General features: G+C 67.6%; 24 protein-coding genes. 14 read left to right on the top strand and 10 right to left on the bottom strand.

All coding sequences use genetic code 11. The features are described 5' to 3' along the window. Positions 1–45: 45 nt before the first annotated feature. On the bottom strand, positions 46–1,050 hold the full coding sequence (locus ASD87_RS23760) for an Lrp/AsnC family transcriptional regulator (RefSeq protein WP_056327276.1): 1,005 nt from the start codon (positions 1,048–1,050) through the stop codon (positions 46–48). Positions 1,051–1,132: 82 nt separating this feature from the next. On the opposite strand from ASD87_RS23760, the gene ASD87_RS23755 reads away from it, so the two are divergent. Next, positions 1,133–2,437: an MFS transporter gene (locus ASD87_RS23755; protein WP_056327274.1), complete on the top strand. Its 1,305-nt coding sequence runs from the start codon at positions 1,133–1,135 to the stop codon at positions 2,435–2,437. A gap of 84 nt (positions 2,438–2,521) precedes the next feature. Continuing rightward, positions 2,522–3,949 (top strand): amidase, encoded by a 1,428-nt coding sequence (locus tag ASD87_RS23750; RefSeq protein WP_056327272.1) that lies wholly within the window; start codon positions 2,522–2,524, stop codon positions 3,947–3,949. A gap of 58 nt (positions 3,950–4,007) precedes the next feature. Here ASD87_RS23750 and metK read toward each other — a convergent pair whose 3' ends face one another. After that, positions 4,008–5,171 carry a methionine adenosyltransferase gene (gene metK, locus ASD87_RS23745; RefSeq protein WP_056327270.1) on the bottom strand — a complete coding sequence of 388 codons (1,164 nt, stop codon included), beginning with the start codon at positions 5,169–5,171 and terminating at the stop codon, positions 4,008–4,010. Between the two features lie 275 nt (positions 5,172–5,446). Between metK and ASD87_RS23740 the strand changes: the two genes are divergently transcribed. The 5 genes from ASD87_RS23740 to xerC are packed head-to-tail and all read left to right on the top strand — an operon-like array spanning position 5,447 to position 9,878. Further along, a complete protein-coding gene (locus ASD87_RS23740) occupies positions 5,447–6,313 on the top strand; it encodes a lysophospholipid acyltransferase family protein (protein WP_056327268.1) in 867 nt (288 codons plus the stop codon). 41 nt (positions 6,314–6,354) lie between these two features. Then, positions 6,355–7,245, top strand: coding sequence for a lysophospholipid acyltransferase family protein (locus ASD87_RS23735; protein ID WP_056327266.1), 891 nt, complete (start codon positions 6,355–6,357; stop codon positions 7,243–7,245). Positions 7,246–7,271: 26 nt separating this feature from the next. Next, the gene (gene dapF, locus ASD87_RS23730) at positions 7,272–8,183 is read left to right on the top strand and encodes a diaminopimelate epimerase (RefSeq protein WP_056327263.1); all 912 of its coding nucleotides are present in this window, start codon (positions 7,272–7,274) and stop codon (positions 8,181–8,183) included. A 5-nt stretch (positions 8,184–8,188) separates the two neighbouring features. Continuing rightward, positions 8,189–8,866, top strand: a complete 678-nt coding sequence (locus ASD87_RS23725) for a DUF484 family protein (RefSeq protein WP_056327261.1) — start codon at positions 8,189–8,191, stop codon at positions 8,864–8,866. A 28-nt stretch (positions 8,867–8,894) separates the two neighbouring features. Then, positions 8,895–9,878 carry a tyrosine recombinase XerC gene (gene xerC / locus ASD87_RS23720; protein ID WP_056327260.1) on the top strand — a complete coding sequence of 328 codons (984 nt, stop codon included), beginning with the start codon at positions 8,895–8,897 and terminating at the stop codon, positions 9,876–9,878. A gap of 39 nt (positions 9,879–9,917) precedes the next feature. Here xerC and ASD87_RS23715 read toward each other — a convergent pair whose 3' ends face one another. From ASD87_RS23715 to ASD87_RS23690, 6 genes are read right to left on the bottom strand one after another with little or no spacing between them, the layout of a single operon-like run. Further along, positions 9,918–10,997 (bottom strand): nickel/cobalt transporter, encoded by a 1,080-nt coding sequence (locus ASD87_RS23715; protein ID WP_082586418.1) that lies wholly within the window; start codon positions 10,995–10,997, stop codon positions 9,918–9,920. Further along, complete coding sequence (locus tag ASD87_RS23710) at positions 10,988–11,671, bottom strand: DUF1007 family protein (protein ID WP_056327258.1); 684 nt, start codon at positions 11,669–11,671, stop codon at positions 10,988–10,990. Before ASD87_RS23710 ends, ASD87_RS23715 begins: the two co-directional genes overlap by 10 nt. Next, on the bottom strand, positions 11,632–12,636 hold the full coding sequence (locus ASD87_RS23705; RefSeq protein WP_056327256.1) for a metal ABC transporter solute-binding protein, Zn/Mn family: 1,005 nt from the start codon (positions 12,634–12,636) through the stop codon (positions 11,632–11,634). Before ASD87_RS23705 ends, ASD87_RS23710 begins: the two co-directional genes overlap by 40 nt. A gap of 21 nt (positions 12,637–12,657) precedes the next feature. Then, on the bottom strand, positions 12,658–13,524 hold the full coding sequence (locus ASD87_RS23700; protein ID WP_056327254.1) for a metal ABC transporter permease: 867 nt from the start codon (positions 13,522–13,524) through the stop codon (positions 12,658–12,660). Further along, positions 13,521–14,243, bottom strand: a complete 723-nt coding sequence (locus tag ASD87_RS23695; RefSeq protein ID WP_056327252.1) for a metal ABC transporter ATP-binding protein — start codon at positions 14,241–14,243, stop codon at positions 13,521–13,523. Before ASD87_RS23695 ends, ASD87_RS23700 begins: the two co-directional genes overlap by 4 nt. Further along, positions 14,240–14,425, bottom strand: coding sequence for a hypothetical protein (locus ASD87_RS23690; protein WP_056327250.1), 186 nt, complete (start codon positions 14,423–14,425; stop codon positions 14,240–14,242). Before ASD87_RS23690 ends, ASD87_RS23695 begins: the two co-directional genes overlap by 4 nt. A 176-nt stretch (positions 14,426–14,601) precedes the next feature. Here ASD87_RS23690 and ASD87_RS23685 point away from each other — a divergent pair, with 176 nt between their 5' ends. The 5 genes from ASD87_RS23685 (at position 14,602) to hslU (ending at position 19,250) form a co-directional block, all read left to right on the top strand. After that, positions 14,602–15,105, top strand: a complete 504-nt coding sequence (locus ASD87_RS23685; protein WP_056327248.1) for a Fur family transcriptional regulator — start codon at positions 14,602–14,604, stop codon at positions 15,103–15,105. Positions 15,106–15,444: 339 nt separating this feature from the next. Next, entirely contained in the window at positions 15,445–16,572 is a 1,128-nt protein-coding gene (locus tag ASD87_RS23680; protein WP_056327246.1) for a GTP-binding protein, read from the top strand. Between the two features lie 124 nt (positions 16,573–16,696). After that, positions 16,697–17,161, top strand: coding sequence for an RNA polymerase-binding protein DksA (gene dksA, locus ASD87_RS23675; RefSeq protein ID WP_056327244.1), 465 nt, complete (start codon positions 16,697–16,699; stop codon positions 17,159–17,161). 144 nt (positions 17,162–17,305) lie between these two features. Beyond that, positions 17,306–17,845, top strand: coding sequence for an ATP-dependent protease subunit HslV (gene hslV / locus ASD87_RS23670; RefSeq protein ID WP_056327243.1), 540 nt, complete (start codon positions 17,306–17,308; stop codon positions 17,843–17,845). Between the two features lie 70 nt (positions 17,846–17,915). Then, on the top strand, positions 17,916–19,250 hold the full coding sequence (hslU, locus tag ASD87_RS23665) for an ATP-dependent protease ATPase subunit HslU (RefSeq protein WP_056327241.1): 1,335 nt from the start codon (positions 17,916–17,918) through the stop codon (positions 19,248–19,250). Positions 19,251–19,325: 75 nt separating this feature from the next. Here hslU and ASD87_RS23660 read toward each other — a convergent pair whose 3' ends face one another. Beyond that, positions 19,326–19,631 (bottom strand): copper-binding protein, encoded by a 306-nt coding sequence (locus ASD87_RS23660; protein ID WP_056327239.1) that lies wholly within the window; start codon positions 19,629–19,631, stop codon positions 19,326–19,328. Between the two features lie 224 nt (positions 19,632–19,855). On the opposite strand from ASD87_RS23660, the gene ASD87_RS23655 reads away from it, so the two are divergent. Continuing rightward, a complete protein-coding gene (locus ASD87_RS23655; protein WP_056327237.1) occupies positions 19,856–20,410 on the top strand; it encodes a cob(I)yrinic acid a,c-diamide adenosyltransferase in 555 nt (184 codons plus the stop codon). Positions 20,411–20,441: 31 nt separating this feature from the next. Then, complete coding sequence (rfbD, locus tag ASD87_RS23650; protein ID WP_056327235.1) at positions 20,442–21,356, top strand: dTDP-4-dehydrorhamnose reductase; 915 nt, start codon at positions 20,442–20,444, stop codon at positions 21,354–21,356. A 42-nt stretch (positions 21,357–21,398) separates the two neighbouring features. Here the strand turns inward: rfbD and lipA are convergent, their stop codons facing one another. Continuing rightward, positions 21,399–22,403, bottom strand: coding sequence for a lipoyl synthase (gene lipA, locus ASD87_RS23645; RefSeq protein WP_056327233.1), 1,005 nt, complete (start codon positions 22,401–22,403; stop codon positions 21,399–21,401).

Raw genomic sequence — 22,403 nt, 5'->3', positions numbered from 1 at the left:
CGGGGCGGCAGCAAGGCGGCTGCCCCGCCCGCCGCCGTCTCCCCGTCACGCCGCGTCTGGATCCAGCCGCGCCCCCGCGCGCACAATGCCGCAACGCTTGTGCGCGCGCATCACCACACCCACCTCGCTGTTCAGCACCCCGTCCAGTTCGCCCAGCCGGCGCGTCACCACGTCCCACAGATGCAGGCTGTCGCGGCACAGCACATGCCAGAAGAGCTGCGAGGCGCCGCTGGTGCCGAACAGGCAGCGCGTGTTGGGGTCCAGCGCCAGATGCGCGGCCAGCGCGTCGACCGCCTGCGGCCGCACCTGCACGGAAATCACCGCCTCCACCGGAAAGCCCACCAGCGCCGGCTCGACTTCGACGCGAAAGCTCAGCGCGCGGCGCTCCACCAGGTTCTGCAGCAGGCGATGCGCGGTCGGTTCGCTGACGCCGGAGCGCTCGGCCAATTCCGCCAGGCTGGCGCGCCCGTCGCGCATCAGGTGCGACACCATGCGCTGCTCGGGATCCGTCAACGCCACGGGCGGCGACAGCCGCGGCGCGTCCGCATCGCCGCCGGCCTGCGGCTGGATGCGCCACTGGCCCGCGCGCCGGAACGGCCGCAGCACCAGCCGCGCCTCCACGTGTTCGACCCCATCGATGGACGGCAGCACGCGGGTCACCACATCCGGCATGTCGGCCGCGTCGGCAAGCGTCAGCTCGGCCATCAGGTCGGCCGATCCGGCCAGCGTCACGACGAGCTGACTGATGTCCAGCCGCGCCAGACGCTCGGCCACGTCCGGCACGCGGCCCGATCGGCAACGCACCCACGCGTGCAGCACCACGCCGCGCCCGGTGGCCAGCGGATCCGGCTCCGCGATGACGCGCAGCGCGTCCGCATCCATCAGGCGCTTGATGCGCCGCGCGACGGTTCGCTCTGCGATGCCGGTTGCCGCGCCCAGCTCCCGCCAGGAGGCACGAGGCTGCGCCTGCAGCGCGACGAGGCACGCGAGATCCGTCTCGTCCAACGCGCCGATTAGGGAATTACCCTTACTTGACGTGACCATATTCATTAATCTAACGTTCGCGCATTGATAAAAACACAAATTTTATTGGTCTATTTGACCAAAAAACAAAACCCACTTTGAGGACGTCATGAGCAGCACATCCGCAACCTTGCGTCAGGCGCAAGGGGCAAGCGCCCCGCCCGTTTCGCGCGGCCGCACGATTCTGGCCGGTAGTGTAGGCAATGCGGTGGAATGGTTCGATTGGACCATCTACGCGTCGTTCGCCATCTTCTTTTCCAGCCAGTTCTTTCCGCCGGGCAACGAAACCACCGCCCTGCTCGCGACGTTCGGCATCTTCGCGGTGGGCTTTTTCATGCGTCCCGTCGGCGGCTGGGTGCTGGGTATCTTCTCGGACCGCTATGGCCGCAAGGCTGCGCTGGGCCTGACGATCCTCATGATGGCGGGCGGCTCGCTCATCATCGCCATCACGCCCACCTACGCCACCATCGGCATTGCCGCCCCCCTGCTGCTGACCGCCGCGCGCCTGCTGCAAGGCCTGTCGCTGGGCGGAGAGTATGCCTCGGCCACGACCTTTCTGGCGGAAATGGCGCCGCCCAACAAGCGCGGCTTCTACTCCAGCTTCGTGTTCTTCAGCGCCGCGGTCGGCATCCTGGCCGCCTCGGCCGTGGGCTGGATCCTCACCACCGTTCTAACCAAGGCCGACATGGCCGAGTGGGGCTGGCGCATCCCGTTCATGCTGGGCGCGCTGGGCGGCCTGGCCGGCATGTGGATCCGCCGCGCCATTCCGGAAACCGAAGCGTTCTCGCATGCCAAGAAGGCTGGCGTTGAAAAGCAGCCGCTGCGCACGCTGCTGCGCGACCACCCGCGCGAAGTGCTGCGCATCGTCGGCTTCTCGGTCCTCACCACGTTCGCGTTCTACATCTTCGTGGCCTACGTGCCCACCTACGCCATCCGGCAGGTCGGCGCCGATCCCAAGACCGCGTTCGCGGCCAACACCGTCGCGCTGATCGTGTTCATGCTGGTGCAGCCGCTGTTCGGCATGCTGTCCGACCGCATCGGCCGCAAGCCGCAGCTCATCTTCTTTGCCGCGGGCTACCTGATCTTCTTCTACCCGATCATGACCACGCTCGGGCCGTCGTTCGGTTCGATCCTGGCGGTCGAGCTGTTCGGGCTGGTGCTGTACGCCATGTACACCGCGATTGCGCCCGCCATCATGTCGGAACAGTTTCCCACCAGCGTGCGCGCCGTCGGCATCGGCACGCCGTACAACCTGGTCGTCGCGCTGCTGGGCGGCACCACGCCCTACCTGCTGACCTGGCTGCAAAGCAAGGGCATGGAGCGCTGGTTCTTCTATTACGTGCTGGCCGGCGCCGTGATCACGCTGATCACCTTCATCCGCATGCCCGAGACGAAGGGCCAGGTCCTGAAATAGGCTGTCCTCTTCTCGCGCCCTTCCCTCACATCGCTTTCCGGTCCCGCCGCGGACCGGAAGGCTTTTTCCTTTTCGATGAGACTTATGCCCGCCCAAGACATCGACCTGCATTTCCAGGATGCGCGCCAGCTTGCCCGCGCCATCCGCGAGCGCAAGCTGCGTTCGCGCGATCTCACCCTGCATTTCCTTGACCGGATCGAACGCGGCGCGGCGCTGGCGGCCTACAGCGTGGTCACGGCCGAGCGCGCGCTGGCCCAGGCCGACGCGGCGGACCGGCTGCTGGACGCCGGCATTTGCGCTGGCCCCCTGCATGGCGTGCCCGTCGCGGTCAAGGACAGCGTGCAGTGGGAAGGCACCGTCGTCAGCGGCGGCTCACAGGCGCGCGCCGGCGTTGTCAGCACCGAGACCGCCGCCGCGGCTCGCGGGCTCGCGGCAGCGGGCATGGTGATCCTGGGCAAGACGCGCATGACGGAATTCGCGTTCGGGCTGTCGGGGCAGAACCCGACGCAGGGCACCGCCCGCAATCCGTGGGACGCCACCGTGGCGCGCGCGCCCGGCGGTTCGTCCAGCGGCGCGGGCGTGGCCGTGGCCGCGGGCCTGGCCCCGATCGCGCTGGGCGGCGACACGGGCGGCTCCGTGCGCGCGCCGGCGGCGCTGAACGGCGTGGTCGGCTACAAGCCGTCCTCCGGTCTCATCAGCCGGGCCGGCTGCCTGCCGCTGTCGGAAACGCTGGACGTGCTGGGCCCGATCGCGCGCACCGTCGCCGACGCGCGTCTGCTTACGCAACTGCTGGCCGCGCCGGACGTCGATGACGCCGCCACGCTTGCGCTGCCCGCCACCTGCTTCACCAGCCTGCGGCACAGCGCCCCCCGCAAGCCCGGCGCCGTCGCCGTGCTGGCGCCGCAGTCCTGGCCCGCCCCGCTCACCGACGAGGCGCTGCAAGCCTGGCACGCGGCGCAGCAACGCCTGGCGCAGGCCGGCTATACGCCCGCCGCCTGGCATCCGCCCGCGTCGCTGTCCTTTGCCCGCATGGCCGACGACAACTCGCTGGTGCTGGCCTACGAGGCCTATCGGCATTTCGGCGCGCTGGCCGAAGACCCTTCGCAGCCGTTGTGGGACGTGGTGCGCGCGCGCATCGCCGCTGGCGGCCGGATCACACAGGCCAGCTACGAGACCGCGCTGTCGCGCCGCCAGGCCGACATGGCGGCCTTCGGGCAGGCCATGCAGGGCATCGACGCCTTGCTCATGCCCGCGATCGATCAGGCCGCGCAGGCGCTGGACGCGCAGGACACGCGCCACGCCGGCCTGGGCAAGCTGCTGCGCCCGGCCAACTTCCTGGGCGCGGCGGCGGTCGCACTGCCGTCAGGCCTGGACGCGCAGGGCTTGCCGAGCGCCGTGCAATTGCTGGCGCCCGCGGGCGCCGATGCCGCGCTGCTCGATTGCGCGGCGGCGCTGGAAGCGGTGCTGTCGCCCGTGCCGCGGCATCCGGACCTGTCGGCCTGGGGACTCTGAAAAAGAAAAAGCGCCCGATCGGATCGGGCGCTTTTTTCAACCGGGGTAGCGGTTGGCGTCAGGCGGACTTCTTCAGTTCCTGGACCTTGTCCGTGGCTTCCCACGAGAACTCGGGCTCGGAGCGGCCGAAGTGGCCGTAGGCGGCGGTCTTGGTGTAGATCGGGCGCAGCAGGTCCAGCATGTTCACGATGCCCTTCGGACGCAGGTCGAAGTGCTCGCGCACCAGCTTGGCGATCTGGTCGTCGGGGATGACGCCCGTGCCTTCCGTGTAGACGGTGATGTTGATGGGTTCGGCCACGCCGATGGCGTAGCTGACCTGCACCTGGCACTGGCGCGCCAGACCGGCGGCCACGATGTTCTTGGCCACGTAGCGGGCGGCGTAGGCGGCCGAACGGTCGACCTTGGACGGATCCTTGCCCGAGAACGCGCCGCCGCCGTGCGGGCAAGCGCCGCCGTACGTGTCGACGATGATCTTGCGGCCGGTCAGGCCGCAATCGCCTTGCGGGCCGCCGATGACGAAGCGGCCGGTCGGGTTGACCAGGAACTTGGTCTTGGGCGTGATCAGGCCTTCGGGGAAGCTAGGCTTGATGATGTCTTCGATGACCGCTTCGCGGATGGTCTCTTGCGAGACTTCCGGCGCATGCTGGGTCGACAGCACGACGGTGTCGACTTCGGCGGGACGGCCGTCGACGTAGCGGAACGTGACCTGCGACTTGGCGTCCGGGCGCAGCCAGCCAAGGCGGCCGTCCTTGCGCAGTTCGCTCTGGCGCTGCACCAGGCGGTGCGCGTACCAGATCGGGGCAGGCATCAGGTCGGGGGTTTCGTCGCAGGCGTAGCCGAACATCAGGCCTTGGTCGCCCGCGCCCTGGTTCAGGTAGTCTTCCGAGCTGCGGTCCACGCCCTGCGCGATGTCGGGCGACTGCTTGTCGTAAGCGACCAGCACCGCGCAACCCTTGTAGTCGATGCCGTACTCGGTGTTGTCGTAGCCGATGCGGCGGATCGTATCGCGCGCGACCTGGATGTAGTCGACGTTGGCGGTGGTGGTGATTTCGCCAGCCAGCACGACCAGGCCGGTGTTGCACAGCGTTTCGGCTGCGACACGCGCGTTCGGGTCTTGCGTGAAGATGGCGTCGAGGATCGAATCGGAGATCTGATCGGCAACCTTGTCGGGGTGCCCTTCGGAGACGGATTCGGAAGTAAAGAGAAAATCGTTGTTGGCCACAGATGCGTCCTTAGTGTCCGGTCTTGCCGGCGCATAGGTTCTCGAGGCGCGTTGCACCCCGGTCTGCATGACAATGCCAACTGGGCGCGACGCTTTAGCGGATTTGGCACGGGCCGCGCTAAGCGCTTTGCCCTTGCCGTCGCCCCGCAAGTTGTCGGTTAACTCGGCGACTGGGCGCATTTTAAGCGAAAATGCCGTTCTTATGCTTGCGGCCGGGGTGTATCCATATGCCTCGATCAGCGGTATTACCCTGCCCGATTTCAACCTTTTGAAGCATGTTGCTGCCCCTGTTCCGACTTTTTGCCGCCCTGCCGCTCCCCGTCGCGCATGCGATCGGGCGGTTCGCGGGACGCGCCATCTACGCCTTGCCGGGCAAATACCGGCGGCGCCTGCAGGCCAATGCGGCGCAGGCCGGCTACCCCGGCGCGGCGTTCGCGCGGCGCGCGGCGGCCGAAGCCGGCGCGATGATCCTGGAAAATCCCCGCGTCTGGTTCCGCAACCAGGAAAGCCTGGCGCAGGTGGTCTCGGACGATGACGACGTCGTCGCCGCCGCCCGCGCCGAAAACAGGGGCATTCTCTTTCTGACCCCCCACCTGGGCTGCTTCGAGATCACCGCCCGCTATCTGGCCCGCCAGATGCCCATGACGGTGATGTTCCGCCCCCCGCGCAAGCAAGCGCTGGCGCCGCTGCTGGAAACGGCGCGCAACAGTTCGGCCGTCAATGCGGTGCCCGCCAACATGCAGGGCGTGCGCGAATTCGTGCGCGCGTTGCGCCGCGGCGAATCCGTCGGCATGCTGCCCGACCAGGCCCCCAGCGTGGGCGACGGCGTGTGGGTGCCCTTCTTCGGACGCCTGGCCTACACCATGACACTGCCCGGCAAGCTCGCGTCGCAGACCAACGTCCCCATCATCCTCACCGCCGGCGAACGCCTGCCCAAGGGCCGCGGCTGGCGCATCCACTACGTCCGGGTGCCCGAGCCGCTGCCGGCCGAGCCCGAGGCCCAGGCCGCGCTCATCAACGCCGCAATGGAAACGCTGATCCGCCGCTGCCCCGACCAGTATCTCTGGAGCTACAACCGCTACAAGACCCCGCGCGGCGCCAGCCCGGCGCCCGGCGCGGAACCGCCGTCCCCGGCCGCCTGAGCCTTTCCGCCGATCCCGCCGCCCGGTCTCATTCCGCATCCATGAACGATAAAAAAACGCGCACGCTGGTCTCCCTGCTGAAATGGTTCGGCCGTATCAAGCCGTCGACGCGCCTGCGCATCGGCGCCGTGCTGGGCTGGCTGGCGCCCCGGCTGGCCAAGTCGCGCGCGCGCATCGTGCGCCGCAACCTGGAACTGTGCTTTCCCGACCAGCCCGAGGCCGTGCGCGAACAATGGGTGGCCGACCACTTCCGGGCGCTGGCGCAGTCCATCGTCGACCGCGGCGTGCTCTGGTACGGCACGCCCGACGCCATCAAGGACATGGTCACGCAGACGGGCGCCGACCGCATCAACGCGCTGACCGCCGAAGGCCGCGCCGTCATCCTGCTGGCGCCGCACTTCATTGCGCTGGACGCGGCCGCCACCCGCCTCACCATGGAAGTGCCCAGCGCGGCCACCATGTACACGCCGCAAAGCGATCCGCACATCGACGCCGTCGTGGCCGCCGGGCGGGCGCGCTTCAATGAAGTGTTCCTCGTCAGCCGCAAGGACGGCGTGCGCGACCTCATCCGGCATCTGCGCGCGCCCCGCCCCGTCTACTACCTGCCCGACATGGACTTCGGCCGGCAGGGTTCGGTCTTCGTGCCGTTCTTCGGCGTGCCCGCCGCCACGCTGCTCGCCACGGCCCAGCTTGCCCAGAAATGGAACGCCGCGGTCCTGCCGATCGTGGGATTCTGGAATCCGGACACCGGCAAGTACCACGTCGACGTGCTGCCGCCGCTTGAAGACTTCCCCGGCAGCGACAGCCTGGAAGCGGCCACCGCGCGCCTGAACCGCGACCTCGAAAGCTGGGTGCGCCGCTGCCCCAGCCAGTATTACTGGGTCCACCGCCGCTTCAAGACCCGCCCCGAAGGCGAGCCCAAGCTGTACTGACCGCCGTCGCTCGCCGCGCCGCGAGAATGGGCGATAATCCGGTGATGAACTGGAACTTCACCAAAATGCACGGCGCGGGCAACGATTTCGTTGTGCTCGATGGCGTTCGCCAAACCATCGAGATGACGCCCGAGCGCGCGCGCGCGCTCGGCGACCGCCACTTCGGCATCGGCGCCGACCAGATCCTGCTGGTCGAACGCGCCACGCGGCCGGACGCCGACTTCCGCTATCGCATTTTCAATTCCGACGGCAGCGAGGTCGAACACTGCGGCAACGGCGCCCGCTGCTTCGTGCGCTTCGTGCACGAGCAAGGCCTGTCCGACCGCAACCCGCTGCGCGCGGAAATCGCCACGGGCATCCTGGTCCTGGACGAAGGCGACGACGAGCAGGTCACCGTCGAAATGGGCAGCACCCGTTTCGACCCGGCCGCGCTGCCCTTTGACACCGCCGGCCTGCCTTCGGCCACGCAGGGCCAGGACACCGTCTGGGAACTGGACCTGGACGCGCCCGCCGGCCTGCCGCGCGTGGTCGCCGTGTCGGCGGTTGCCATCTCCAATCCGCACGCCGTTCAGGTCGTCGAGAACGTCGACACCGCACCCGTCGCCGTGCTGGGCCCGCTGATCGAAACCCATCCGCGCTTTGCCCGCCGCGTCAACGCCGGCTTCATGCAGGTTGTTGACCGCCACAACATCCGCCTGCGCGTCTTCGAACGCGGCGCCGGCGAAACGCTGGCCTGCGGCACGGGCGCCTGCGCGGCAGTCGCGGCCGGCATCCGCCGCGGCCTGCTCGATTCGCCCGTGCGCGTGCAAACGCGCGGCGGTGTGCTGACCGTCGCCTGGAACGGCGAACAACTGCGCATGACCGGCCCGGCCGAATCCGTCTTCACGGGCCAGGTCGACATCGACAAGCTCGTCTTCTCCATGGCGCTGAACCGATAATCCCTATGACCGATACCGCTTTCACCGCCCAGGACATCGCAGCCTTTCTGCAAGAAAACCCCGGTTTCTTCGACGAACACGCCGACGTCTTCGCCACCCTGCAGGTGCCGCACCCTCACGGCTCGCGCGCCATCTCGCTGGGCGAACGCCAGATCCTCACGCTGCGCGAGCGCACCCGTGAACTGGAATGGCGCCTGAATGAACTGGTGCGCAACGCCTCCGCCAACGAGACCATCGGTTCGCACGTGGCCAAGTGGTGCTGCCGCCTGTTGTCCGAATGCGATCCGCAGCTGGTGCCGGGCGAAATTGCGCTGGGCCTGGCCGAGCAATTCGAACTGAACCACGTGGCGCTGCGCCTGTGGAACCTGTCCGAATTGCCCAATCAAGGCTACGGCGAGCCCGTCTCCGAAGACGTGCGCACCTTCACCGACAGCCTGAAGACGCCTTATGTCGGCACGGACACCGCCTTCGAAGCGGTAGCTTGGCTGGACGCCAAGCCCAAGTCGCTGGCACTGGTGCCCCTGCGCCTGGAAGCCGACGGCCCGGCCGTGGGCCTCTTGGTGCTGGGCTCCGACGACCCCGAACGTTTCACGCCCGAAATGGGCACGACGTTCCTGGAGTCGATCGCCCAGCTCGCGTCGGCCGCGCTGCATCGGCTGAATCCGGCCTCGCCCAAGGCGTAAGGCTGCCGGGGCGGACAAGGACAACGCGATGCGCGACACCGAGCCGAACGCCAATCCGCCCGCCCTGCCCGATCCGATGAGCGCCTGGCTGCGCCATCTGGAGACCAACCGCCGGTACTCGCCCCATACCTTGGATGGCTACCGGCGCGAACTGCACTTTTTGCGCGAACTCGCCGACAAGGCCGGCCTGCCGCTGGACAAGCTCGGCAACGGCCACATCCGCCAATTCGTGGCGCGCCTGCATGCGCAGGGCCGCGGCCCGCGCAGTCTGGCGCGCACGCTGGCGGCCTGGCGCGGCTTTTACCAATGGTGGGCGCCGGCCGCCGAGCTGGCTGGCAATCCCGTCGCGGGCGTGCGCGCACCCAAGGCGCCCCGCGGCCTGCCCAAGGCGCTGTCGGTCGAGCAGACCCAGGCCCTGCTGGACAGCGCGCCGGCCCAGGTCGCCACCGAACCGGCCGCCCTGCGCGACCAAGCCATGTTCGAACTCCTGTATTCCAGCGGATTGCGTCTGTCGGAGCTGGTGGGATTGGACCTGCGCTACACGCGCACGGCCGACTACGAATCGCGCGGCTGGCTGAATCCGGACGAGGCCGAGGTCGTGGTGCTGGGCAAGGGCGGCAAGCGCCGCTCGGTGCCGGTGGGCCAGCAGGCCATGGCCGCGCTGCGCAAGTGGATCGAGGTGCGTCCGCAGCTCGCGCCGCCCTCGCCGCTGCCCGAAGACGCTGCCGCGCTGTTTCTGGGCGCGCGCGGACGCCGCATTTCGCCGCGCGTGGTGCAGTTGCAGCTCGCACGCATCGCGCAGACGGCCGGGGTGCCCACGCATGTGCATCCTCACGTCTTGCGCCACAGTTTTGCCAGCCACGTGTTGCAGTCCGCGCAGGACCTGCGCGCCGTGCAAGAGATGCTGGGACACTCCAACATCTCGACCACGCAAATCTACACGCGGCTCGATTTCCAGCATCTGGCCAAGGCCTACGACCAGGCGCATCCACGCGCCGGGCGCAAGTCCTGACACCCGCGGGCCACGCCGCGAGTTGCCCGTCATCGACCGCTAGCCGCCCGCGGCGACCATGCCGCCCAGCAGCATCACCCCCAGCAACAGCACGGCAATCGCCGCCAGCGCCTCGATGCCATAACGCAGCCATGCCGCGCCCGCGCTGGACATGCGGCTGCCCAGGCGCGTGGCGGCGCCCCCGGCGGCGACAGCCAGGCAAGCCAGCGCCGCCACGGTCAGCCCCGTGCCCAATCCCATCGCCAGCGCCGACGCCACGCCCGCCATGAAAAAGCCCTGGGACAGCGCGAACACCAGCACGATCAACGCCCCGCTGCACGGCCGCAGGCCCACCGCCAGGATGGCGGACCACGCGCGCCGCCAGTTCAGCGGACCGGCGACCTGCTCGGGCGCGGGCACATGCGCGTGTCCGCAACCGCAGTCGTGATCGTGGTGATGGTCGTTGTGGTCGTGGCCGTGACGATGGGAGTGGGCCTCCGCGTATGCATGTGCATGTGCATGTGCCTGTGCGTGTTCGTGATCATGCGCATGTTCGTGATCATGCGCCTGCCCACGCGCGCCGGCCCGCCGCAGCAGCGGTCTCACCGCCTTGATCCACACCAGCCACACGCCCAACAGCGTTACCAGCGCGTACGAAGCCAGCTCCAGCCAGCGCGTGGCTTCGTTCATGGTGGCCGCGGTGGCGTTGAACACGACCGCCAGCACCGCCACCATCACAATCGCCACCAGCGCCTGGATCAGTGACGACGCCAAGGCCAGCAGCGCCCCGTTGCGCGCCGTCTGGCGGTTGGCCAGCACATAGGATGAGATCACCGCCTTGCCGTGGCCCGGTCCCAGCGCATGAAAGACGCCATAGGCAAAGGACAGGCCCATCAGGGCCCACGCCGCGCCGCCGTCCGCCTGCCAGGCGCGCACCGCGCCCGTCAGTTGCCGGTAGAAGTGCGACTGCCAGACGGACACGCTGCCAAAGAAGCTGGACAGCCAGCCGGGCCCTGCCAGCCCGCCCCCGCTTTCGGGCACGCCGAACGGATGCGCGCCTTGCGCGGCGGCTGCCGAGATGCCGCCCAGCATCAGCAGCAGAACGACCGCCAGCGCGCGTTGCGGCCGGCTTACGGGCATCGCACCTCGATGCGGTGCGTGAGCCCCTTGGTGATGGCAAAAAGTTCGTCCGGCAAGGCGTCCGGGTCGGCCGGGATCGCGGCCAGTTCCTGCATGGTTTTCCAATCCAGTTCCTTGGGCTTGCGATAGTCGGCCGTGCAGGCCGCGCCCTGCGGTGCGCCCAGCGACACTGCGCCCTTCTCGTCAAATGCGTAGGCCACGAAATAGGTGGGGTCGTAGATGTCCACTTGCGCGCCGCCCGCGCCCGGCGCGACGGGCTCGGCCAGCGGCAACGTGAAGGACAGCGTGAGCCGCGTGGTCTTGGGGTTCCAGTCGACGCGGGCGTCGCGCGGCGCGGCGAATGCCGCGCTCTTGCCGTTGACCGTGACCCGCGTGAAGTAGTGGGAGATCGGTTCGCCCAGCGCCTTCATCCAGTCCTGCGCCATGCCTTGCAGCGTCGCGGCGGGCAGGGATCCGTCCTTGCCCTTTTTCAGGCCCTGCGTCGCATAGGCGCCGAACATTTCGTCGAACCGCCACACCTGCCGCACGGCGGTGATGCGCTGCTCGGCATCGACATCGATCTGCGCGCGCGCGTCGATCCACATATGCGGGTGCGCGTTGGCGGCGCCCGCCGTCAGCAGCGCCGCCACGGCGCTCAGGGTTGCAAGGCCGCGGCAAGCTGGCGTGCGTTCCATTCAAACATTTCCAGATAGGTGGCGCCCGGCTGTCCGGGCTTGGACAGGGCATCGGAGTAGAGCGTACCACCCACCTTGGCGCCGGTCTCGCGGGCAATCTGCTGGACCAGTTTGGGACTGCTGATGTTCTCGACGAACACCGCCGGCACCTTGTCGCGCCGCACCTGTTCGATGATCGCGGCCACCTCGCGCGCCGACGGCTCGGCGTCCGTCGACACGCCCATCGCGGGGATGAACGTCACGCCATAGGCGTCGCCGAAATAACCGAACGCGTCGTGCGAGGTCACAACCTTGCGCCGGTCGGCGCCAATGGCATCGAAGCTTTTGCGCACGCTGGCGTCCAGCGCCTGCAGCTTGGCGATATACGTGTCGGCGCGTTGGCGGTAGGCCTGCGCATGCGCGGGGTCCGCGGCCGCCAGGCCGTTGGCCACATTGCGCGCGTAGATCACGCCGTTGGCCAGGCTCTGCCAGGCATGCGGATCGGCGTCGCCGTGGTGATGATGATGGCCCGGCTCGTGGTCGTGGTCGTGATCGTGGTCGTGGTCATGGTCGCCCTTGTGGTCGTCCTTATGCCCATGGTCATGCTCTTCGCCATGCCCCGCGAACTTGCGCGGCGCGACGCCCTGGGACGCCGTCACCGTCTGTCCCGCGAAGCCGGACGCCTTTGTCAGCTTGGGCAGCCAGGTCTCGAAATCCAGCCCGTTCACCACCAGCACGCGCGCCTCGGCCAGCTTCCTTGCATCACCCGGCGTGGGCTCGTAGCCGTGCGCGTCGCCGTCGGGGCCGACCAGCGTGGTCAGGCTGATGTCGGCGCCGCCCACTTCCCGCACGATGTCGCCCAGGATGGAAAAGCTGGCCACCACCTTCAACGGCTCAGCCGCCTGTGCAATGCCCAGGACGGCGGTCAGGCAGGCGCCCGCCAGGGCCAGCAGTGCGCGGCGGCGGGCCGGCAGAATCGAACGCATGGTCAATCTCCTTAGGAAGTCTCAGGCAGGTCGCGCGCGGCGCGTTGCCCGCAGCAGCCCGCCCTGCGGGCCGCCCACGATGGAAAACAGATAGCAGGCGCCGGCCGCCAGGATGATCGCGGGCGAGGCCGGCACGTCGAAGTGATAGGAGACCAGCAGCCCGGCCACGGAAGACGCCACGCCGATCGCCGCCGACAGCGGAATCTGCCGGGCCGCGCTGCGCACCCAGAACCGCGCCGCGGCGGCCGGCAGCATCATGATTCCCACCACCATCAGCGTGCCCAGCACCTGAAAGCCCGCCACCAGGTTCACGACCACCAGCACCAGAAAGCCCATGTGCACAAGGCCGCCCATGCCGCCGCTGGCGCGCAGGAACCCCGGGTCCAGGCATTCGGCGACCAGCAGCCGGTAGATTGCCGCCAGGACGAGCAAGGTCACGCTGGCCGTGGCCGTCACGAGCAGCAGCGCCGCGTCGTCCAGCCCCAGCACCGTGCCGAACAGCACGTGCAGCAGGTCCATGTTGGAGCCGCGCAGCGACACCAGCAGCACGCCGAGCCCGAGCGAGATCAGGTAGAAGGCGGCAAAGCTGGCGTCTTCGCGCAGCGGCGTCAGCCGGGCCACCAGCCCGGCCAGCAATGCCACGGCCAGGCCGGTGGCGATGCCGCCCAGCATCATCGCGCCCAGCGACAGGCCCGCCATCAGAAAGCCCGCGGCCACACCTGGCAGGATGGCGTGCGACATCGCGTCGCCCATCAGGCTCATGCGCCGCAATACGAGAAAAACGCCCAAGGGCGCCGCGCCCAGCGACAGCGCGCAGGCGCCGGCCAGCGCGCGCCGCATGAAGCCGTAGTCCAGGAACGGCGACGCCAGCCACTGTGCAAGCGTCATGACCAGGCTCCCGCCTGCCGCTGCCGGGCCGCCTTCAGGTGGGCCTCGCTCAACGTCGCGGCAGTGTCGCCCCACGCCACCACCGAGCCCGACAGCAGCAGGCATTCCGGAAAGTGATCGCGCACCAGGTCCAGATCGTGCAGCACCGCGATCACGGTGCGGCCCTGTCCATGCAGGCCGCACAGCAGGGCCATCAGGTCCTCGGCCGTGTGGCTGTCCACGGCCGCGAAAGGCTCATCCAATAGCAGCACCGGCGCGTCCTGCACCAGCATCCGCGCAAACAGGGCGCGCTGCATCTGCCCGCCCGACAGCGTGTCCACGCCCCGGTCCGCGGCATCGGCCAGGCCGACGGTTTCCAGCGCCTGCATGCAGCAATCCAGCTCCTCGCCGCCGAACCCGCGCCATCCGCCCACGCGTCGCCAGGCGCCCATGGCCACCAGGTCCAGGACCGTGGTGGGAAACGACCGGTCCAGTTCCGCCGCCTGCGGCAGCCACGCCAGCGCCGACCGCCCGGCGCCCTGGATGCGCACGCTGCCCGTCATCGGGCGCAGAACGCCCATGATTCCCTTGATGAGCGTGGACTTGCCCGCGCCGTTCGGGCCGACCACAGCGGTCATGCCGCCCGGCGCGAAACTGCCCGAGACCGAGCGCAGCGCGGGCCGCCCGTGCCAGCCGAACGAGGCGTCGGCCAGCTCGACGGTGATGGGCGCCGCCGTCATCGCAGCCACCCCTCAAGCGTCCACCAGTTCAGCGCCCAGCCGGTCAGCGCCCACAGCACGGCGGCGGCCACCGCGGCATACGCCATGCGGCGCCATGCGGAAACAAGAAATGCGGATCGGGCGGGCGCGCGCCGGCCGGGCGCGGCGCCGGACCGCGGGGGCAGGAGCGTGAAATGGGACATGGCAGGCAACAGCGGAAAACGGCAGCGTAAAGGAACAGCGATGGTTTTATTATGTTATATCATAACTGAACTGGACTAGCCCGCCTGCCAGTTCCCGGACCCAGGGGTTTTCTGCTACCTTCCAGGCATCTCGCGCGCGCATCGCGCGCGCGCTTTCCATTCAGATAAAGCCCGCCATGTCCGCACCGTCCCGTCCACCCCGCAACGACAGCGTAGGCGCTCAGCTCAGCGTCGCCGAAACGCTGTGCGCGCAGCGCGGACGCCGCCTGACCCCCATCCGCCGCAAGGTCCTTGAACTCCTGCTGCGCCATGGCCGCAGCCTGAAGGCCTACGAGCTGCTGGACGCGATGCGCGCCGTTCACCCCGGCGCCGCGCCACCCACGGTGTACCGTGCGCTGGACTTCCTGATGGACGAAGGCCTGATACACCGCCTGGACGCCGTCAATGCCTGGAGCGCCTGCCACGACGCCGGCGGCGCGCCGCACGACCTGCTCGTCGTCTGTACCGGTTGCGGCGCCGTCGCCGAAGTCTCCGACCCGGCCATGAGCCGGCAGCTGGCCGAACGCGTCGCCCAGACGGGTTATGCGCTGGCCACGCACGAAACCGAGATCCGCGCCCTGTGCCCGCAGTGCCAAAAGACGCAGCCGGCCGACGCGGGTCACCACCACCATCACCACTGAACGGGGATCTTCCCCCTTTCGTTTCATCCGTTGGATGCGCCCGACTGGGCGGAACGTTTCAGCCCGGTTACTGCTTGCGTATCCATGCGCCCTTGAAACCCCGCAAACCGCCCCAAAATAGGGGTATCGCCCCATACTTGACGGCGTACGGCTGCCATCTGGCGGCCACGGCCCCCCGGGTTGGCCCGGGGTTTGCCCCCTGCCCCCGACTGTGCTGTAATCCTGCGTCCGGCCGCTATCGGCGGCTGTCGCAGCCTGTGGCAGACATCTCCGGCAGGGACTGAAAACCCCGTCAGGCGCCGTGTTTCACGCCCCTGACATCACGCTAGCAGCTTCGCCATGAATACCCCGCGCAGTTTGGACAAAATGGTTCCCGTCACCATCCTCACCGGCTTCCTCGGTGCGGGCAAGACCACCCTGCTCAAACGCATCCTGACCGAATTCCATGGCCGCCGCGTTGCGGTCATCGAAAACGAATTCGGGCCGGAAAGCATCGACAACGACCTGCTCGTGCAGGACAGCGACGAAGAAATCATCGAACTGTCCAACGGGTGCGTCTGCTGCACGGTGCGCGGCGACCTGATGCGCACGCTGTCCGACCTTCGCGCCAAGCGCGAAGCCGGCGACCTGAATTTCGAACGCGTCATCCTCGAAACCACCGGCATGGCCAACCCCGGCCCCGTGTGCCAGACGTTTTTCATGGATGACGACATCGCCGAGTACTACCGCCTGGACGCGGTGGTCACGGTGGTCGATGCCAAGCACGGCATGGCCACGCTCGACGCACAACCCGAAGCCCAGAAGCAGGTCGGTTTCGCCGACCGCATCCTGATCTCGAAGAAAGACCTGGTCAACGAAGTCGACTACGAAGCGCTGCGCCACCGCCTGGTTCACATGAACCCGCGCGCGCCGATCACCGCCGTCAACTTCGGCGACGTCGACCTCAAGTCCATCATCGACATCAGCGGCTTCAACCTGAATTCCATTCTGGACATCGACCCGGAGTTCCTGGCCGATGAGCATCCGGACGCCGCGCACGACCATGCCCACGGGCACGATCACGACCATGATCACGGCCACGGCCATGACCACGGTCACGATCATGACCACGACGGCGAATGCGGCGCGCACTGCAATCATGCCCATCATCACCACCCCAAGCACGACGACGAAATCGGCGCGTTCGTGTTCCGTTCCAACAAGCCGTTCGATCCCGCGCGCCTTGAGGAATTCCTGGGCGGCGTCGTGCAGGTCTATGGCCCCGACCTGATGCGCTACAAGGGCATCCTGTACATGAAGGGCATCAACCGCCGCATGTTGTTCCAGGGTGTGCACATGATGATGGGCGCCGAACCCGGCAAGCCGTGGACCGCGGCCGAAAAACCGTCCACCAAGATGGTGTTCATCGGACGAAAGCTGCCCCAGGAGATTTTTACCCGGGGCTTGGAGCAGTGCCTGGCGGGGTAATCCCCATTCCTGCGTGACGCGATGCGACGAAGGCAGTACTGTGAGGTACGGATAGCGTAGGCAACAAGTAACACGGACCGGGACGGACGCCCGCGCCAGGATCGATTCATAGTGGAGTGTTTACATGGCTACCAAGGCAGCAACCAAAAAATCAAGCAAGTCGACGAGCGATACGGCGATTGATCTGCCCAGCGAGAAGGAATTGCTGGCCATGCCCGAGTCCGACTATATGAACGACCGCCAATTGGCGTTCTTCAAGGAACGGCTCAAACAACTCGAGCAGGACATTCTGGCCAACGCCGGCGAGACCACCGAGCACCTGCGTGAAACGCAATTCGTGCCCGATCCCGCCGACCGCGCCACCATCGAGGAAGAGCACGCCCTGGAACTGCGCACCCGCGACCGCGAGCGCAAGCTGCTCAAGAAGGTGCAGCAATCCATCGCCCGCATCGACAGCGGCGAATACGGCTGGTGCGAAGAAACGGGCGAGCCCATCGGGATCCCTCGCCTGCTCGCCCGACCCACGGCCACCCTGTCGCTCGAAGCGCAGGAACGCCGCGAGATGCGTCAAAAGCTGTACGGCGACTGACCCGTCCCGCATTCGCTCCGTCCCCTGAAAGGCCATGCCGGTTTCCGCGCATGGCCTTTTTTATCGTCCCCGGGGCGCATGGAGTCCCCAGACCTTGATATCCCCGCGACCGCCCCCAGCTAACTTTTTCATAGGAAGGAACGCATGGAACAATTTCACGCCACCACCATCGTGTGTGTGCGCCGCGGCAACCGCGTCGCGCTGGGCGGCGATGGCCAGGTCACCCTGGGCAACATCGTCATCAAGGGCACTGCCCGCAAGATCCGCCGCCTCTATCACGACAAGATCCTCGCTGGCTTTGCCGGCGCCACCGCCGATGCGTTCACGCTGCAGGAACGCTTCGAGGCCAAGCTTGAAAAGCACCAGGGCAACCTGATGCGCGCCGCGGTCGAACTGACCCGCGACTGGCGCACCGACCGCGTCCTGCGCCGTCTGGAAGCCATGCTGATTGTGGCTGACGCCGAGCACACGCTGGTGCTCACCGGCAATGGCGACGTCCTGGAACCCGAGCACGGCCTGGCCGCCATCGGCTCCGGCGGCGCGTACGCCCAGTCGGCCGCCCTCGCGCTGCTGCGCAACACCGACCTGCCGCCCGAGACGATCATCAAGCAATCGCTCGAGATCGCCGGCGACCTGTGCATCTACACCAACCAGAACCACGTCATCGAAACGCTGGGCGACTGACGCCCGCCACGCGGCGCAGCCTGCGCCGCGGCGCCCTCCCAGCCCGCCCTAGCTTCAAGGATCCGCCCTCATGTCCGCATCCAACATGACGCCCGGAGAGATCGTCTCCGAACTCGACAAGTACATCGTCGGCCAGAACCGCGCCAAGCGCGCGGTCGCCGTGGCGCTGCGCAACCGCTGGCGCCGCCAGCAGGTCGCCGAACCCCTGCGCCACGAAATCCATCCCAAGAACATCCTGATGATCGGCCCGACCGGCGTCGGCAAGACCGAGATCGCGCGCCGTCTGGCCAAGCTGGCCAACGCGCCGTTCATCAAGATCGAAGCCACCAAGTTCACCGAGGTCGGCTACGTGGGCCGCGACGTGGACACCATCATCCGCGACCTGACCGAATACTCCATCAAGCAGACCCGCGAGCTGGAAATGCGCCGCGTGCGCACCCAGGCCGAGGACGCCGCTGAAGACCGCATCCTGGACGCGCTGGTGCCTCCGCCCCGCGGCGCCTCGGGCGAGCCGCAGCGCGGCGAAGACAACAGCGCCCGCCAGACCTTCAGGAAGCGTCTGCGCGAAGGGCTGATCGACGATCTTGAGATCGAGATCGAAGTCGCCCAGACCGTGCCGCAAATGGACGTCATGACGCCCCCGGGCATGGAAGAAATGGCCGAGCAGCTGCGCGGCATGTTCGCGGGCATGGCGCGCGACAAGAAAAAGCCCAAGAAGATGAAGGTGCGCGAAGCCTTCAAGCTTATCGTCGACGAAGAAGCCGCCAAGCGCGTCAACGAAGAAGACCTGCGCAGCGTGGCGATCACCAACGTCGAGCAGAACGGCATCGTCTTCCTGGACGAGATCGACAAGATTGCCGCCCGCCAGGAATCCGGCGGCGCCGATGTCTCGCGCCAGGGCGTGCAGCGCGACCTGCTGCCGCTGGTTGAAGGCACCACCGTCAACACGCGCTACGGCATGGTCCGCACCGATCACATCCTGTTCATCGCGTCGGGCGCCTTTCACCTGTCGCGCCCGTCGGACCTGATCCCCGAACTGCAAGGCCGTTTCCCGATCCGCGTCGAACTCGAATCGCTCACGGCCGAAGACTTCGTGCGCATTCTGTCCGACACGGATGCGTCGCTGACCAAGCAGTACACGGCGCTGATGGCCACCGAGGACGTCGAGCTCGAATTCACCGACGAAGGCGTGCGCCGCCTGGCGGAGCTGGCCTTCGAGGTCAACGAAACCACCGAGAACATCGGCGCCCGCCGTCTGTACACGGTGATGGAAAAGCTGCTCGACGAGCTGTCCTTCGATGCGACCTCCAGTCAGGACAGGCACGTCAGGATCGACGCCGCCTACGTCAACGCGCAGCTGGCCGAAGCCGCCAGCAGCCAGGATCTGGCGCGCTACGTGCTCTGATCCCGCCCCCGGCGCAACCGGGCGCAAAAAMCCCCGCCGCAAGCGATTGCGGCGGGGTTTTTCATTAGGCCGGCGTCAGTTCGAGATCGCCGTCACCACGTACTTGCCGTCCTTGCGCGTGGCGGTGAAGCGCACCTTGTCGCCCGCCTTGATATTGGCCAGCAACGCCGGATCGGCCTGATAGACCAGCGACATCGCCGGCAGGTCCAGCGCCTTGATGGCATCGTGCTTGATCGTGACCTTGCCCGCAGCGGCGTCCACGCGCCGCACCTCGCCCGTGGCGTCGGCCTGCTGCGCGAACGCCAGGGGCGTGGCCAGCGAGACGACGGCCATTGCGGTGGCAACGGCCATGGGCGTTGTGTATTTGCGGTTAAAACCCATATGAAACCTCCCTATGCGGTCCGAGCGGGCAAGACGCCGAGGCGGCCTTGCCGCTTTTTACAGTGCTAGGATACTGCGCGAATGCAACAGTTCCGCTGCCAGTGCGCAACAATCCTGACGGTTGTTTGCTGACAGCCCCTGTTCACGGTGCGCGCGCTTACCGTCGGACGCAAGCCGCTTACCTCTTTCACTACACGCTTCTCACCACACCGAATCACATCACCATGGCCAACCGCTTATCCGTCATTGCCACCCGCACCGGTGACGATGGCACCACTGGACTGGGGGACGGATCCCGGATCCCCAAGGACGCCCCCCGCATCGCCGCCCTGGGCGACGTGGACGAGCTGAACAGCGTCATCGGCCTGCTGCTGACCGAAACCCTGCCCGAGGACGTGGCCGCCGACCTGCTCACCATCCAGCACGACCTCTTCGACATGGGCGCGGAGCTGTGCATCCCCGGCCACGTGGCGGTCAAGGACGAACAGGTGGCCCACCTGGATGCGCGCCTGGCGCATTACAACGCGGCGCTGCCGCCGCTGCGTGAATTCATCCTGCCTGGCGGTTCCCGGCCCGCGGCGCTGGCTCACATGGCCCGCACGGTGGCCCGGCGCGCCGAACGCGCCGTGGTGGCGCTGGCGGGCGTCGAAGCCGTCAACGCGCCGGTCAGGCAATACCTGAACCGGCTCTCGGACCTGATGTTCGTGCTGGCTCGCTACGTCAACCGGCATCTTGGTCAGCAGGACACCTTCTGGGCCGGCGCGCAGGCGCGCCGCTGACCTGTCCTCGCGCCTTCCGGAGCCCGCCCTCATGCCAAGCATCCTGTTATTGGGCAAGGACGGCCAGCTGGGCCGTGCGCTGCAGGCCGTATTGCCGGCGGCGGGCGATCTGACGGCGCTGGGCCGGGATGCCCTGGACATGCGCGACCAGGGGGCGATTACCGCGGTGCTGCACGCGCATCGCCCGGACATCATCGTCAACGCGGCCGCATGGACCGCGGTCGACCAGGCCGAGCGCGAACCCGAAGCGGCAGCCCAGGTGAACGCGGTGGCCGTGTCCACGCTGGCAAGGCACGCGGCGGCCAGCGGCGCGCTGCTGGTTCACTACTCCACGGATTACGTCTTTGACGGCGCGCTTGCGCGGCCCTACACCGAAGCCGACGCGCCCAATCCCATCAATGTGTATGGCGCCACCAAACTGGCCGGAGAACGCGCCATTGCGGCAAGCGGTTGCCAGGCGCTGGTGCTGCGCTGCAGCTGGATCCATTCGCTGCACGGGCACAATTTCTTTCGCACGATCCTGAACCTGGCCCGCACGCGTGCATCGCTACATGTCGTGGCGGACCAGCACGGCACGCCGACGCCCGCTTCGCTGATCGCGCAAACCACGGTGCGCTGCATCGCCCTGCATCAGGCGCGGGCGCTGCCGTCGGGGCTTTATCACGTCGCGGCCGCCGGCTCCACAAGCTGGCATGCGTACGCGCAGTACCTTGTCGCGGGCGCCCGCAAGCGGGGCATCAATCTGACGCTGAAACCTGAGCAGATTGCCGCCGTGGCGTCGGCGGACTATGCGGCAGACGCCGCGCGGCCGCGCAACTCACGGCTGGACACGACGGCCTTGGCGTTGGCAACCGGCTTTGCGCCGGCCGACTGGACCACGTATGTGGACGAGAGCCTGGATGCGCTCGTGGCCTGCGGCGTGGAGAAGTTTTTTTCGCAGGCGTAGCGGGCGCGGCCACGCAAGGCTACGCCCAGACCGATCAGACGATCAGTTCACGCCAGCCGCGTGCGCCTGCTCGTCGGCGTGGTACGAAGACCGCACCATCGCGCCAACCGCCGCATGCGAGAACCCCATCGCGTACGCTTCGCGCTCGAACATCGCGAACGTATCGGGGTGCACATAGCGCAGCACCGGCAGGTGGTGTTCGGACGGCTGCAGGTACTGGCCGATCGTGATCATGTCCACGTTGTGCTCGCGCATGTCGCGCATCACCTGCAGGATTTCCTCGTCGGTCTCGCCCAGGCCCAGCATCAGGCCCGATTTGGTGGGCACTTCGGGATGCAGCTTCTTGAACTCGGCCAGCAACTTCAGCGAGTGCATGTAGTCCGAGCCCGGACGCGCCTGCTTGTACAGACGCGGCACGGTTTCCAGGTTGTGGTTCATGACGTCCGGAGGACCGGCGTTCAGGATGGTCAGCGCGCGGTCCAGGCGGCCGCGGAAGTCGGGCACCAGCACCTCGATGCGGGTGGTGGGCGACAGTTCGCGGATATGCGTGATGCAGTCCACGAAGTGGCCCGCGCCTCCATCGCGCAGGTCGTCGCGGTCGACCGAGGTGATCACCACGTACGACAGCTTCATGGCGGCGATGGTGCGCGCCAGGTTTTCGGGTTCCTTGGTGTCCAGCGGATCGGGCCGGCCGTGGCCCACATCACAGAACGGGCAGCGGCGCGTGCACTTGTCGCCCATGATCATGAAGGTGGCGGTGCCCTTGCCGAAGCATTCGCCGATGTTGGGGCACGAGGCCTCTTCACAGACCGTGTGCAGGTTGTGCTCGCGCAGGATGCGCTTGATGTCGTAGAAGCGCGAACCGGGCGCGGCGGCCTTCACGCGGATCCATTCGGGCTTCTTCAGGCGCTCGGCCGGAATGATCTTGATGGGAATGCGCGCCGTCTTGGCCTGCGATTTCTGCTTTTGCGTCGGATCGTAGACCGCCTCGGCAGGCGCGGCGGCGGATTCGTTCGAGGGCACAGGAGACTCGGCGAGCGTGGACAT

The sequence above is a fragment of the Achromobacter sp. Root170 genome, assembly GCF_001428165.1.
Lineage (GTDB): Bacteria > Pseudomonadota > Gammaproteobacteria > Burkholderiales > Burkholderiaceae_B > Achromobacter > Achromobacter mucicolens.
Note: the sequence above shows the minus strand (reverse complement) of the source record. Positions and strands in the feature narration are given on the sequence as shown.

Bases quoted from the DNA above. Each gene is read 5' to 3' on its own strand.
- ASD87_RS23760 (WP_056327276.1), bottom strand. From the start codon at position 1,050: ATGAATATGGTCACGTCAAGTAAGGGTAATTCCCTAATCGGCGCGTTG.
- ASD87_RS23755 (WP_056327274.1), top strand. From the start codon at position 1,133: ATGAGCAGCACATCCGCAACCTTGCGTCAGGCGCAAGGGGCAAGCGCC.
- ASD87_RS23750 (WP_056327272.1), top strand. From the start codon at position 2,522: ATGCCCGCCCAAGACATCGACCTGCATTTCCAGGATGCGCGCCAGCTT.
- ASD87_RS23740 (WP_056327268.1), top strand. From the start codon at position 5,447: ATGTTGCTGCCCCTGTTCCGACTTTTTGCCGCCCTGCCGCTCCCCGTC.
- ASD87_RS23735 (WP_056327266.1), top strand. From the start codon at position 6,355: ATGAACGATAAAAAAACGCGCACGCTGGTCTCCCTGCTGAAATGGTTC.
- dapF (WP_056327263.1), top strand. From the start codon at position 7,272: ATGGGCGATAATCCGGTGATGAACTGGAACTTCACCAAAATGCACGGC.
- ASD87_RS23725 (WP_056327261.1), top strand. From the start codon at position 8,189: ATGACCGATACCGCTTTCACCGCCCAGGACATCGCAGCCTTTCTGCAA.
- xerC (WP_056327260.1), top strand. From the start codon at position 8,895: ATGCGCGACACCGAGCCGAACGCCAATCCGCCCGCCCTGCCCGATCCG.
- ASD87_RS23715 (WP_082586418.1), bottom strand. From the start codon at position 10,997: ATGCCCGTAAGCCGGCCGCAACGCGCGCTGGCGGTCGTTCTGCTGCTG.
- ASD87_RS23710 (WP_056327258.1), bottom strand. From the start codon at position 11,671: ATGGAACGCACGCCAGCTTGCCGCGGCCTTGCAACCCTGAGCGCCGTG.
- ASD87_RS23705 (WP_056327256.1), bottom strand. From the start codon at position 12,636: ATGCGTTCGATTCTGCCGGCCCGCCGCCGCGCACTGCTGGCCCTGGCG.
- ASD87_RS23700 (WP_056327254.1), bottom strand. From the start codon at position 13,524: ATGACGCTTGCACAGTGGCTGGCGTCGCCGTTCCTGGACTACGGCTTC.
- ASD87_RS23695 (WP_056327252.1), bottom strand. From the start codon at position 14,243: ATGACGGCGGCGCCCATCACCGTCGAGCTGGCCGACGCCTCGTTCGGC.
- ASD87_RS23690 (WP_056327250.1), bottom strand. From the start codon at position 14,425: ATGTCCCATTTCACGCTCCTGCCCCCGCGGTCCGGCGCCGCGCCCGGC.
- ASD87_RS23685 (WP_056327248.1), top strand. From the start codon at position 14,602: ATGTCCGCACCGTCCCGTCCACCCCGCAACGACAGCGTAGGCGCTCAG.
- ASD87_RS23680 (WP_056327246.1), top strand. From the start codon at position 15,445: ATGAATACCCCGCGCAGTTTGGACAAAATGGTTCCCGTCACCATCCTC.
- dksA (WP_056327244.1), top strand. From the start codon at position 16,697: ATGGCTACCAAGGCAGCAACCAAAAAATCAAGCAAGTCGACGAGCGAT.
- hslV (WP_056327243.1), top strand. From the start codon at position 17,306: ATGGAACAATTTCACGCCACCACCATCGTGTGTGTGCGCCGCGGCAAC.
- hslU (WP_056327241.1), top strand. From the start codon at position 17,916: ATGTCCGCATCCAACATGACGCCCGGAGAGATCGTCTCCGAACTCGAC.
- ASD87_RS23660 (WP_056327239.1), bottom strand. From the start codon at position 19,631: ATGGGTTTTAACCGCAAATACACAACGCCCATGGCCGTTGCCACCGCA.
- ASD87_RS23655 (WP_056327237.1), top strand. From the start codon at position 19,856: ATGGCCAACCGCTTATCCGTCATTGCCACCCGCACCGGTGACGATGGC.
- rfbD (WP_056327235.1), top strand. From the start codon at position 20,442: ATGCCAAGCATCCTGTTATTGGGCAAGGACGGCCAGCTGGGCCGTGCG.
- lipA (WP_056327233.1), bottom strand. From the start codon at position 22,403: ATGTCCACGCTCGCCGAGTCTCCTGTGCCCTCGAACGAATCCGCCGCC.